General features: G+C 38.0%; 12 protein-coding genes. All 12 read left to right on the forward strand.

The features are described 5' to 3' along the window. The first annotated feature begins 2 nt into the window (after nt 1–2). The 12 genes from DFR79_RS00290 to rpmE all read left to right on the forward strand — a co-directional run bounded on the left by DFR79_RS00290 (nt 3) and on the right by rpmE (nt 12,176). The gene (locus tag DFR79_RS00290) at nt 3–776 is read left to right on the forward strand and encodes an enoyl-CoA hydratase/isomerase family protein (RefSeq protein ID WP_133513500.1); all 774 of its coding nucleotides are present in this window, start codon (nt 3–5) and stop codon (nt 774–776) included. Nucleotides 777–896: 120 nt separating this feature from the next. Then, entirely contained in the window at nt 897–1,529 is a 633-nt protein-coding gene (locus DFR79_RS00295) for a hypothetical protein (RefSeq protein WP_133513501.1), read from the forward strand. A 39-nt stretch (nt 1,530–1,568) separates the two neighbouring features. Continuing rightward, nucleotides 1,569–2,426, forward strand: a complete 858-nt coding sequence (gene fba, locus DFR79_RS00300; RefSeq protein ID WP_133513502.1) for a class II fructose-1,6-bisphosphate aldolase — start codon at nt 1,569–1,571, stop codon at nt 2,424–2,426. A gap of 121 nt (nt 2,427–2,547) precedes the next feature. Then, entirely contained in the window at nt 2,548–3,567 is a 1,020-nt protein-coding gene (locus DFR79_RS00305; protein ID WP_133513503.1) for a sodium:calcium antiporter, read from the forward strand. 157 nt (nt 3,568–3,724) lie between these two features. After that, nucleotides 3,725–4,984, forward strand: a complete 1,260-nt coding sequence (gene rho / locus DFR79_RS00310) for a transcription termination factor Rho (protein WP_133513504.1) — start codon at nt 3,725–3,727, stop codon at nt 4,982–4,984. 246 nt (nt 4,985–5,230) lie between these two features. Next, nucleotides 5,231–6,289 (forward strand): S-methyl-5-thioribose-1-phosphate isomerase, encoded by a 1,059-nt coding sequence (mtnA, locus tag DFR79_RS00315; RefSeq protein WP_133513505.1) that lies wholly within the window; start codon nt 5,231–5,233, stop codon nt 6,287–6,289. 121 nt (nt 6,290–6,410) lie between these two features. Further along, nucleotides 6,411–7,142, forward strand: a complete 732-nt coding sequence (locus DFR79_RS00320) for a nucleoside phosphorylase (RefSeq protein ID WP_208107464.1) — start codon at nt 6,411–6,413, stop codon at nt 7,140–7,142. A gap of 18 nt (nt 7,143–7,160) precedes the next feature. Next, entirely contained in the window at nt 7,161–8,162 is a 1,002-nt protein-coding gene (locus tag DFR79_RS00325; RefSeq protein ID WP_133513506.1) for a BMP family lipoprotein, read from the forward strand. 57 nt (nt 8,163–8,219) lie between these two features. Then, entirely contained in the window at nt 8,220–9,746 is a 1,527-nt protein-coding gene (locus DFR79_RS00330; protein ID WP_133513507.1) for an ABC transporter ATP-binding protein, read from the forward strand. After that, on the forward strand, nt 9,747–10,796 hold the full coding sequence (locus tag DFR79_RS00335; RefSeq protein ID WP_133513508.1) for an ABC transporter permease: 1,050 nt from the start codon (nt 9,747–9,749) through the stop codon (nt 10,794–10,796). After that, on the forward strand, nt 10,793–11,728 hold the full coding sequence (locus DFR79_RS00340) for an ABC transporter permease (protein WP_208107465.1): 936 nt from the start codon (nt 10,793–10,795) through the stop codon (nt 11,726–11,728). Before DFR79_RS00335 ends, DFR79_RS00340 begins: the two co-directional genes overlap by 4 nt. A gap of 208 nt (nt 11,729–11,936) precedes the next feature. After that, nucleotides 11,937–12,176, forward strand: a complete 240-nt coding sequence (gene rpmE, locus DFR79_RS00345) for a 50S ribosomal protein L31 (RefSeq protein WP_133513509.1) — start codon at nt 11,937–11,939, stop codon at nt 12,174–12,176. Nucleotides 12,177–12,268 lie beyond the last annotated feature (92 nt).

Raw genomic sequence — 12,268 nt, forward strand, 5'->3', positions numbered from 1 at the left:
GAATGGCAGGAGATTTAGTTAAATGTGACTTTGATTCACCAGTAGCAACTGTTACTATTAATCGACCACAGGTTTTAAATGCCTATAATGAAGAGTTATTGGATCAGCTCTATCAAACCCTGGAAGGACTTTTTGCAGATCAAAAAGCAGCAGCTATAATTTTAACTGCAGAAGGCAGTAGAGCTTTTTCTGTTGGTGGAGATATTGATTATCTGGAAAGCTTAAATAGTGAACAGGCAAAAAAATTATCGCAAAAAGGACAGCACCTATGTAGTTTAATTGAAAGCAGTGACACAGTTGTAATTGCAGCTGTAGACGGATATGCTCTCGGTGGAGGTATGGAAATCACTTTAGCCTGTGATCTCCGTCTTGCTTCAACTCGCTCCCGTTTCGGTCAGCCGGAGGTTAAACTTGGTATTATACCTGCTTTTGGCGGCACACAGCGGCTGCCGCGCCTGATTGGAGAGGCAGAAGCTAAAGAATTATTATATACAGGTGATATTATTGATGCTGCTCTGGCTTATGAGCTGGGGTTGATCAATAAAGTGGTTACCCCCCGGAGTCTGCTTTCTGAGGCTAGAGAACTGGCCCTGGAGATAACTGACCGTTCTACTAAAGCTGTAAAGCTGATCAAAACTGCTGTTAATAAAAAGTATGTAGAGGATGCAAAAGCGGGATATGAGTATGAGAGTGAAGCTTTTGCCGAGTGCTTTAAAACTGAAGAACATAAAGTAAGAATTAGAGAAATGAAGCGAATTGTTAAGGAAGATAGCTAACTTAGTCTGAGAACTTAACCTAATTTTTGAGATTGAAAAAAGGATTTTTAGAACTAATGAAGAATAATTAGGTTAAGGAGGTGACGACCTGGCCTTGAGATATCCAGGCCGGGATAAATAATGTTAATCAATCTTTCAACAACAATTGCTTTGAGCTGTCCTGCCTGTGGTTGTCTGGAAAAGGAAAAAATTAATATTTTTGAACTACCAGCAGGAGAATTAAAGCAGCTGAGCTGCAGCTGTGGAGCAGAAAAAGCTGCACTTAAAAGAAAAAATAATTCTCAGATACAGATTCATTATTTCTGTCTGCACTGTAATAAGGCTCACAAAATTACAGTTTCTGCTCAGAAATTCTGGCGTTCAAATGGCTTACATCCTCTTTCCTGCAGGGAAACAGGTCTGAATCCGGGATTTTTTGGCCCCCCGACTTTAGTTAATGAAGAAATTAAAAAGGAAAAACAGGACCTGGAGTTAATGGCAGCAGAACTTGGCTTTGATGATTTTAAAAGCCCGGACGTTATGCTGCAGTCACTTGATTTGATTCATGACATTGCTGCAGATGGAGCCTTAAGCTGTGAATGCGGCAGTGATGAGATAAACATAGATTTATTTTCTGACAAAATTCAACTAATTTGTAACAACTGTGGTTCGCACTTAAATATAGACGCTGTTAACCAGAATGACTTAAAAAATCTAAGACAGCTAAATAAAGTGCAGCTGCATACTATTCAGGGAAAACCCAATAATTTTTAAAAGACCCTGAATTAATATTTAATAAGGAGGAAATTAATTATGAACTTAGTTCCAATGGCAGATATTTTACAGGATGCACACGAAAAAACATATGCAGTAGGTGGCTTTAACATTAATAATATGGAATTCCTGCAGGGAATTATGATGGGAGCTCAAGAACTTAATTCACCTGTTATTTTACAGACCAGTGAAGGTGCAATTCGCTATATAGGAATGGATTATGTAATGCAGATGGTAGAAGCTGCAACTAAAAATATTGATATTCCTGTTGCTTTACACCTTGATCATGGTAGTGATTTTGAGAGTATTATGAAGTGTATCAGAGCAGGTTATTCTTCTGTAATGATCGATGCTTCCAAAAAACCATTTGAGGAAAACATTGCTCTAACTAAAAAAGTTGTAGAAGCAGCACATAATGTCGGGGTTAGTGTAGAAGCAGAGTTAGGAACAATTGGTGGTACAGAAGATGACCATACAGTTGACGAAAAGGATGCAATGTATACTGATCCAGATCAGGCAAAAGAATTTGTAGAAGCTACCGGAGTCGATGCTCTTGCAATTGCAATTGGTACAGCTCACGGTGTTTATGCTGGAGAGCCTGAATTAGATTTTAAAAGACTGGAAACTATCAAAAAGCTAATTGAGATGCCTGTTGTTTTACATGGAGCTTCTGGTATTTCCGCTAAAGATTTAGGAAAAGGAGTTAGCCTGGGTGTTAACAAGGTTAATGTAAATACAGACTTCCAGCAGGTATTTACTGCCAGAGTTAAGGAAGTATTTGCTGAAAAACCAGAACTGTATGATCCGCGCAAATACTGTGGACCCGGTAGAGAAGCTATTGCCGAAAAGGTTAAAGAAAAGATTAAGATTTTAGGCAGTAATGATATGGCCTGGTAATCTAAAGTGTAATTATTGGTACCGGGTACTTGTAAAATATTTCCTAAAATGATTACTGAAAGCAGTTAATTGGAGATATTTTACAAGTACCCGGTATCTTTATTTAAAAAGGAGGATTTAATTGTTACAGCTCTGGTTAGAATTTATTTTAATGGCAATTTTTATTATTATTTCAGGAACCTATTTATCAAAATATGGTGATATAATTGCTGATAAAAGCGGTCTTGGTCAGGCTTTTATTGGCGGGATTTTAATTGCGATGGCAACTTCACTGCCGGAACTGGTGACCAGTGTTAGTTCTGTTATTGTGGGTGCTCCAGATATTGCAGTTGGTAATGCTTTTGGCAGTAATACTTTTAATCTTGTTATTTTGGCCTTTGCGGATCTACTCCAGGGTAAAGGTCCCTTATTACTTCGAGTTAACTACAGCCATTTACTCTCCGGTCTGGTAGGAATTTTACTTTCCGCTCTGGTAGTCTTCAGCCTTATCTTATCTCATTTTATGAATTTTAATTTAAGTATTTTTGGTGTAGGAATAGACAGTATAATCCTATTGTTTACATATATTGTGACTGTAAGGATGATTTATCGTTATGATAAAAAGAACCCTCTTGATCCAGATGATCCGGTAAAAGAAGTTGATCCCAATCCGGATTACACTTTAAATAAGGCTCTAGTGGGATTTTTAGTTTGTGCAGTGGTTATTGTTTTCAGCGGTTATCGGTTAAGTATTACTGCTGATCAGATTTCGATGCTGACAGGTATTGACCAGAGTTTTATGGGGTCAATTATGGTGGCTGCAGCAACTTCACTGCCGGAACTGGTTGCAACTATTGCTGCAATTAGGATTGGATCCTATAATATGGCTGTTGGAAATGTTTTCGGAAGTAATATTTTCAATATGACAATTATCTTTTTTGCTGATGTATTTTATACTCAGGGAGTACTGTTAGATAATGTTCGGATAGTTCATATTTTAACAGCAACTGTCGGGATCATCATGGCTTCAATTATTTTGATTGGATTATTTTATCGTTCGCGCCGCTCCTTTATGTGGATGGGCTGGGACGCGATTGCCGCTGCCGTTGTTTATTTTGCAGGAGTTTATCTGCTCTTTCAGCTTGGACTGAATGTAATTTAATTTCAAATCAGAACATCCCGTTCTTCGGTCAGTTTTAACTCTGCTAATCATTAATCTATTGCCGCCTCCTGCGGCAGGATTAACAAACAACTTAAAATTTAAGTATGACATAATTATTTTAAAAAAACAGGGATAATTTAAGAAAGGTGGACTTGATGTGCTTAACATCAGTGAACTAGAAAGAAAGACTATTACAGAATTACATGAGATAGCAAAGGAGATGGGTGTCAGCGGTTATTCGCAGATGCGGAAAAAGGATCTGATCTTTGCTATTTTAAAAAAGGGAACAGAAAAGGGAGGTAATATCTTTGCTGAAGGTGTACTGGAGATTATCCAGAGTGAGGGATATGGCTTTTTAAGACCCTCTAAGTATATACCTTCCAGTGATGATATATATATTTCAGCTTCTCAGATCCGGCGCTTTGATTTAAGAACCGGGGATGTTGTTTCCGGTCAGGTGAGAGAGCCCAAAGATAGTGAAAAATATTTTGCTATTTTAAGAATTGAGGCTGTCAACTATCAGGACCCGGAAAAAGCGAGAGAGCGCTCTCACTTTGAGGATTTAACTCCTTTGTACCCGGAAGAAAGATACAAACTGGAATATCACAAAAACGAGATTTCCTCCCGGATGATTGATCTGATTGCTCCGATCGGTAAAGGACAGCGGGGACTTTTAGTTTCTCCTCCTAAAGCTGGAAAAACAGTGCTTTTAAAAAAGATAGCCAACAGTATTCGTCAAAATTATCCAGAAAGCAAGATGATGATTTTGCTTATTGATGAGCGTCCGGAAGAGGTAACAGATATGAGGCGTTCGGTTGATGCAGAGGTTATTGCTTCTACCTTTGATGAGCCGCCTGAAGAACATATTCAGGTTGCAGAACTGGTTTTAGAAAAGGCAAAGAGGCTGGTTGAACATAAAAATGATGTAGTTATCTTATTAGATAGTATTACGAGACTGGCCAGAGCTGCCAATGTGACTATTCCTCCGAGCGGTAGAACTCTCTCCGGTGGTCTGGATCCAACAGCCATGCATTTCCCCAAAAGATTTTTTGGGGCAGCCCGGAATATTGAAGAAGGTGGGAGCCTGACAATTATTGCTACCTCTCTGGTAGATACAGGCAGCCGGATGGATGATGTAATTTATGAGGAGTTTAAGGGAACAGGTAATATGGAGCTCCACTTAAACCGCCGTCTGGCCGAAAGAAGACTCTTCCCTGCTATTGATATTAACCGCTCCGGTACCAGAAAAGAAGAAATGCTTCTGGGAGAAAAAGAACTGGAGATTATCTGGAAGCTGCGTCAGCAGACTCAGGATATGTCGGAATATGAACTGATGAGTACTTTCCTCAAACAGCTAAAAAATACTAAAGATAATGAAGAACTGCTGCAGATGCTGGATAAGGTGTTTAAGAATTAAATAAGATGATTTTGCAAAATTGAATAATCTACAAATGAGCCAGCTGTTTTTAATGACAGCTGGTTTTTTTCATAATTGAGCTAAAACATTATTTTCAAAGTTCGGTAATTTTGTTGGGAATAAAAAGGTTATTTAGCGGGTTTTGTTGAATTAATTAAATATAGAACAAAAATTAAATATTCTGTTTATTCAAACAGCAGATAAGAGGGCATTTATAGGCAGAAGATTAAAATAGGAGGAATTTTAATGACCAAAAGTATTGTACCGGCCAGACTAAATGAGAGTAATGATAAGTTAATCTTATTAGACCAGACTTTATTACCGGAAGAGGAGAAATATCTGGAGCTTGACACAAAAGAAGGGGTCTGGAAGGCAATTAAAAACTTAAGTGTCAGAGGAGCACCGGCGATTGGGATTGCAGCCGCTTACGGTCTCTATGTCTGCTTAAAAAAAATTGAAACAGATTCAGTTTCTGAGTTAGAAAAGGAACTTGTAAAAATCAGTGATCATCTTGCTGCTTCCAGACCAACAGCGGTCAATCTTTTCTGGGCTTTAAAAAGAATGAAAAAAAGATTTGACTTAGAAAAAAATGAGGGTAAAAATGTTCAGGAAATCAAAGATGCCTTATTAGAAGAAAGTAATCAGATTTTAAAAGAAGATCAGGAAATGGATAAAGCAATTGGCGAACATGCTCTGAGATTACTTGAGCCGGGTATGGGACTTTTAACTCACTGTAATGCAGGAGGACTGGCAACTTCTGGCTATGGCACAGCAGAAGCGCCGATGTATCTGGGCTGTGACCGGGGTTATGATTTTAAAATTTATGCTGATGAGACCAGACCACTGCTGCAGGGAGCCCGGATAACTGCTTTTGAATTATATGAGGCCGGTCTGGATGTAACTGTAATTACCGATAACATGGCAGCTCAGGTGATGAAAGAAGGAAAAATTGATGCTGTTTTAGTTGGATCGGATAGAATTGCTGCTAATGGTGATGCTGCTAATAAAATAGGAACTCTGGGAGTTGCAATTTTAGCTAAAGAATATGGAATTCCATTCTATTTTCTGGCTCCTACTTCTACTATTGATCTGGAAACTGAAACTGGAGCAGATATTGAAATTGAATTAAGAGATCCCGAAGAAATTAGAAATGGATTTGGCAAAAGAACTGCCCCGAAAGAAGTGAAGGCATATAACCCAGCTTTTGATGTCACACCTAAAGAATATATTACCGCTATTATTACTGAAAAAGGAATAGTAGAACCTCCATTTAGGGAAAATATTAAAAAATTATTTAAAGATTAATAGTGTGTATTATGCATGGATATTCAAAAAAATTTGCCGATCAATAAAGGATTATATTAATTTATCGGGAATTTTATTATTAACAAAGTATCTATTAGTAGTGGAATTGGGGTTGAGAATTTTGAAGAAAGAGATATTTTTACCTATTTTAAAAACTGATAGTAAAAATATTAGAAAAAAAGCATTAGTCTGTGGAGATCCAGCCAGAGCTGACAAAATTGCCGGCTTTTTGTCCAACCCAGAAGAGATAAGCTATAATCGAGAATATAAACTGCTTAATGGTTTATATAATAATAAACCAATTAGTGTTTTGTCCCATGGAGTTGGTGGTCCGGGAGCCGGAGTGGCCTTTACAGAATTAATCAAAGGAGGGGTAGAAGAGATAATTAGAGTTGGAACAGCGGGTTCACTTTCTCAAAAGATTAAAGATGGGGATCTTGTTATTGCCTCAGCTGCTGTCAGAAATGATGGTCTGACAGAGCAGCTTGTGGATTTATCTTATCCTGCAGTGGCTGACTGGGAAATTGTCAATAGGCTTAATCAAACAGCTAATGAATTAGAAATTAAGACAAGGACCGGCATTGTTTCGACAATTGCAGCTTTTTATCCGGAAATTGAATCATTGAGCAATAATTATTTCAGTCAGGCAGGGGCAATAGCTGTAGAAATGGAGGCCAGCGCTTTATTTGTTATTGCATCCTTAAATAACATTAAAGCAGGTGCAGTGCTGGCAATTGATGGCATAGCTGTTAATTTTGATGCTGATAGTTATGACCCTCATCGAGAAGAAGTTTCTCAGGCAGTTGAGCAGGAGATTGTTCTGGCACTTGAGGCTCTGACAAGAGAAAATTAAAATTGGGAGGTAATATTTATGCGAAAAAAATTATTATTAGTTGCTCTGTTTTTAATTTTAGCGACAGCTGTTTTATCTTCTGCTGTGCTGGCCGAGGGAAGAATAGCAATCGTATTTGCAACAGGAGGATTGGGTGATCAGTCATTTAATGATATGGCTTTTAAAGGTATCAAAGCAGCCAGAGAAGAATATGGAATTAGTTTTGATGCAGCTGAACCTACTTCTATTTCTGAATATGAAACATATTTAACCCAGTTTTCAGCCTTAAATAGATATGATTTGATAATATCTATTGGTTTTGATCAGGCTGATGCTCTGAATACGGTGTCTCAAAGATATCCTCAGCAAAAATATGCTATTGTAGATGCTGTAGTTAAACAGGATAATGTCGCCTCATATGTTTATGAGGAAAAGCAAAGAGGGTTTTTGATGGGAGCAGCCGCTGCTATGATGACCACCAGGACTAAAGATGAGAAGATTAATCCAGCTAAAGTAATAGGAGTCATCGGGGGAATGAAAATTCCTTTAATTGATGAAAATATCGCAGGTTATATAGCAGGAGCAGAATATATAGATCCTGAAGTTAAAGTAATTCACTCTTATGTTGGCGGCTGGGCAGATCCTGCCAAAGGAAAAGAACTTGCTAAGGCTATGATAGAACAGCGAGCAGATGTTATCTGGGGTGCTGCTGGTCGTTCTGGCCTGGGAGTGCTCAAAGCTGCTGCAGAAAACAATATCTATGGAATTGGAGCTGACTCTAATCAAAATCATGTTGCTCCAGAACATGTTTTAACAAATGGAATGAAATTTGTTAATCACACAGTAAAAAGAGCTGTTAAACAGGTTATAGAAAACAACTTTAAACCCGGAGTTCATGTCCTTGGTATTGAAGAACAGGGACTGGGTTATACCGAAAGCCTGCTTCCAGCTGAGATTATTAAAAAGTTAGAGAAAATTAAAAATAAAATAGCAGCGGGAGAAATAAAAATCCCGGCCACTATTGAGGCAGCTAGAAAATAACAAATATGCAATAGGGACAGAAATGTCCCTATTTTCTTTCTATTTGAGTTGGAGGTGATGACAATAAATGCTGTTGAAATGAAAAATATTTCTAAGTCTTTTGGTAGTGTTAAAGCAAATGACAGTATAGATTTTTCGGTAAAAAAAGGTGAAATCCACTGTTTGCTTGGCGAAAATGGAGCGGGGAAGTCAACCCTGGTAAAAATCTTATTTGGTCTTTATAATAAAGATCAGGGCCAGATAAAAATAAATAATAAGCCGGTAAAGATTAATAATCCAGCCGGGGCAATCAAAGAAAAGATGGGGATGATCCATCAGCATTTTATGTTAGTCGACAGATTTTCTATAATTGAAAATATTATTGCAGGTCAGGAGCCAACCAGAACCTGGGGGACCAGTATTGATAAAAAGAAAGCTGCAGTTAAGGTTAAAGAAATATCTCAGAATTTTGGATTTGATCTGGATCCGGAAGCATTAATCGAAAATCTCTCAGTTGGAGAACAGCAGCGGGTGGAAATTATGAAAGCTTTATATCGCGAGGCAGAAATACTAATTTTAGATGAACCAACAGCGGTTTTAACGCCTCAGGAGACGGAAGAATTATTTGAAATCATGGAAAGTTTAAAAGAAGATAATAAAACAATAATTTTTATTACTCATAAATTAAACGAAACAATGGAAATTGCTGATCGGATAACTATTTTAAGAGATGGTAAAAAGATAGGAACTGTTAATAAAAATGATACAACTCCGCAGAAATTAGCTAATATGATGGTCGGGAGAGAGGTTTTGTTAGATTTAGAAAAAAGCAGTAAAAATCCCGGAAAAGAAATTTTTTCAATTAAAAATTTAAGTTATAAAAACCCGGTCAGCGGTTTAGAACTTAATGAGATAAATATATCTTTTAAAAAGGGAGAGATTGTTGGACTGGCCGGAGTAGAAGGTAATGGACAGCTGGAGTTAGAAGAAATTATTGCCGGCTTAAAAGCTCCGGACAGTGGAGAAATACTCTTTAATTCTCAAAAAATAACTAAAGTTTCTACCCGGGAGCGGAGAAATATGGGGCTGGCACATATCCCCTCTGATAGAAATAAATACGGTTTAGTTGGAAACTTTTCTCTCGCTAAAAATATTTTGCTGGGCTCAGAGTGGAATCCTGAGTTTAAAAATAAATTTATGATTGATTTTGATTATCTTAATAATTATACTGATCAAATTTTAAAAGAATATGATGTTCGCTTCTCTGGTAAAAATTCCAGGGCTTCAGAACTATCGGGAGGTAATCAGCAGAAGTTAATTATTGGAAGAGAATTGAGCAGAGGAGCAGAATTTGTTTTAGCAGCACAGCCAACAAGAGGTGTTGATATTGGGGCTATTGAATTTATACACAGGCAGCTGTTAAAAATTAGAGAAGAAGACAAGGCTGTATTTTTGATTTCGGCTGAACTGGACGAACTGATGAGTTTAAGTGATAGAATTCTGGTTATCTATGAGGGGAATATTGTGGCCCGGGGTAAAGTAGAAGATTTTGATCAGGAAGAATTAGGACTCTTAATGGCCGGACACAGCAGGGAGGAAAGATAGATGGCTTTTAATAAAAATCTGAAGGAAATATTATATTCTGTGGCAGCTATAATTTCAGCACTGCTCCTGGGAGCTCTTTTAATAAAACTTTCTGGTCACAGTGCTCTAAAAGCATATTATTATTTATTTTACGGTGCTTTTGGCAGCACTTATAATATAGCTCAAACTTTTTTGAAAACAATTCCCTTAATTTTTACCGGTTTAGCAGTTGCTGTCGGTTTTCAGAGCGGTCTTTTTAATATTGGAGCAGAGGGTCAGCTTTATCTTGGAGCTTTTGCTGCAGCTCTGGCTGCTATTATTTTTTCGAATTTGCCGGGATTTATCTTAATCCCCTTAGCTCTAGCAGCAGGTGCCCTGGCAGGATCTTTATGGGCAGCAGTACCCGGTATTTTAAGAGCTAAAACCGGTGCTCACGAAGTTATCACCACAATTATGTTTAATTATATTGGAATCTTATTAACTACTTTTTTGCTGAAGAATTATTTTAAAGAAGAAGGCCCCGTTGATCAGACAAAAAAAATAGCGGAACAGGCAAGGCTGCCGGAATTAGTAGCAAATACTCGTTTGACCTGGGCTTTATTTATAGCGATTTTTGTTATTATAATAATTTATTATTTATTAAACCACACTGCTTATGGTTATGATTTACAGCTGGTAGGAGAAAATATAAATGCTGCCGAATACAGTGGGGTAGATTCGGATAAAGTTATCATTAATACAATGCTTTTGAGTGGAGGAATTGCTGGCCTGGCCGGAAGCACCATGGTTCTGGGAGTTTTGCATAGATTTATTACCAATTTTTCTCCAGGTTATGGTTTTACAGGGATAGCTGTTGCTGTGCTGGGGAGAAATAAACCGCTGGGAGTTCTGTTTGCAGCCTTTTTATTTGGGATTTTAGAGTCTGGCGGGATGTCAATGCAGCTTTTTGCCAAAATTCCAGCTGACTTGATGACAATAGTTCAGGGGCTTGTTATTTTATTTGTTGCCGCACCTTCAATTTTTAAAATCTTAAAAAATAAAAGCGGAATATTTAGAGGTGATAATTCGTGAATGTATTAGGCACAATTTTTAGTATAAATACTCTAGCTGCTGCAATTCGGCTGGTTGTTCCTATTGCTTTAGCAGCAGTAGGGGGAGCTTTCTCCGAAAGATCTGGAGTTATTAATATTGGTCTGGAGGGTATGATATTAACAGGCGCCTTTGCAGGAGCTGTGGGTTCCTATTACAGCGGCAGTGCTTTTTTTGGTGTTCTGGCTGCATTAGCTGCTGGTGCAATTTTAGGACTCCTTTTTTCTTTTTTTACAATAGACCTGGAAGCTGATCATGTGGTTGCTGGAGTTGGAATTAATATTCTTTCTCTGGGATTTACTACCTGGTTAATGCAGGTTATCTGGGGCCAAAAAGGTGCTTCACCACAGGTTGCTGGTCTGCCTGAAATTAAAATACCAATTCTGGCAGATCTACCTCTGCTTGGTGATCTTTTAGCCAGTAATTCCCCGATTGTATATCTGATGTTTATCATTGTAATTTCCAGCTGGTATCTATTGTTTAAAACCCCCCTTGGATTACGGATCCGCTTTACCGGTGAGCACCCCGAAGCAGCAGATACTCTCGGGATAAACATTCGGTTTATTAAATATTTTTCTGTAACTTTAAGTGGTGTCCTGGCAGCACTGGGAGGATCTTATTTGTCCCTGGGCCATTTAAACTGGTTTAGCAGCAATATGTCAGCCGGGAGAGGATATATGGCACTGGCGGCCAATATATTTGGGCAGTGGAATCCACTGGGAGGATTTGCTGCCAGCATGCTTTTTGCTTTTACTGATGCTGTCCAGATGCGATTACAGGGAATGAACTTAAATATAGCTTCTGAATTTATCCAGATGCTGCCTTATGTTCTGACTGTTCTTATTTTAGCCGGAGCAGTAATTAGATCCAGACCACCGGCAGCCCTGGGCAGTCATTATAAATCAAATAAATAAAATTAGCACTTTGAGAGTGGAATAAAGAGCAGACTTAACTTCTCACAGGCAGAATAAAGTCTTTCTCTAATTAATTTTTTCTCCTTGCAACACTAAAAGCCCTGTGTTATAATAAATCTTAGCGTGAAGATTTATGTCTTCAGCCCGATTTTTGAGACATAAAATAATCGGTGTAACAATAATTATGAATGCAAGAGAGGTGATATAGATGCGTGAAGGAATCCACCCAGACGTTAAAGAAACCACAATAACCTGTGCCTGCGGCGAGGTTTATAAAACTAAGTCAACTAAAGAAGATATCAGGGTTGAAGTTTGTTCTAGCTGTCATCCATTCTATACAGGAAAACAGCGTAAAGCCAAAAAAGGTGGTCGTGTCGAAAGATTTAATAAAAAATACGGGATTTCAGACGAAAGCTCAGAAGAAGAATCTGAAAAAGATACTGAGTAGAACGGAACAGAAATCCTTTTTTTCTGCTGCAGGGCTTAATTGCTCTGCTTTTTTTTTAGAAAAATTTTCAATAACTGGCGATAAAATAGAAA

It is taken from the genome of Halanaerobium saccharolyticum (assembly GCF_004362045.1).
GTDB lineage: Bacteria > Bacillota > Halanaerobiia > Halanaerobiales > Halanaerobiaceae > Halanaerobium > Halanaerobium saccharolyticum_C.

Excerpts from the sequence above, each read along its gene's own strand:
- fba (WP_133513502.1), top strand. The coding sequence starts at position 1,569 with ATGAACTTAGTTCCAATGGCAGATATTTTACAGGATGCACACGAAAAA.
- DFR79_RS00330 (WP_133513507.1), top strand. The coding sequence starts at position 8,220 with ATGACAATAAATGCTGTTGAAATGAAAAATATTTCTAAGTCTTTTGGT.
- DFR79_RS00295 (WP_133513501.1), top strand. The coding sequence starts at position 897 with ATGTTAATCAATCTTTCAACAACAATTGCTTTGAGCTGTCCTGCCTGT.
- mtnA (WP_133513505.1), top strand. The coding sequence starts at position 5,231 with ATGACCAAAAGTATTGTACCGGCCAGACTAAATGAGAGTAATGATAAG.
- DFR79_RS00290 (WP_133513500.1), top strand. The coding sequence starts at position 3 with ATGGCAGGAGATTTAGTTAAATGTGACTTTGATTCACCAGTAGCAACT.
- DFR79_RS00335 (WP_133513508.1), top strand. The coding sequence starts at position 9,747 with ATGGCTTTTAATAAAAATCTGAAGGAAATATTATATTCTGTGGCAGCT.
- rpmE (WP_133513509.1), top strand. The coding sequence starts at position 11,937 with ATGCGTGAAGGAATCCACCCAGACGTTAAAGAAACCACAATAACCTGT.
- DFR79_RS00325 (WP_133513506.1), top strand. The coding sequence starts at position 7,161 with ATGCGAAAAAAATTATTATTAGTTGCTCTGTTTTTAATTTTAGCGACA.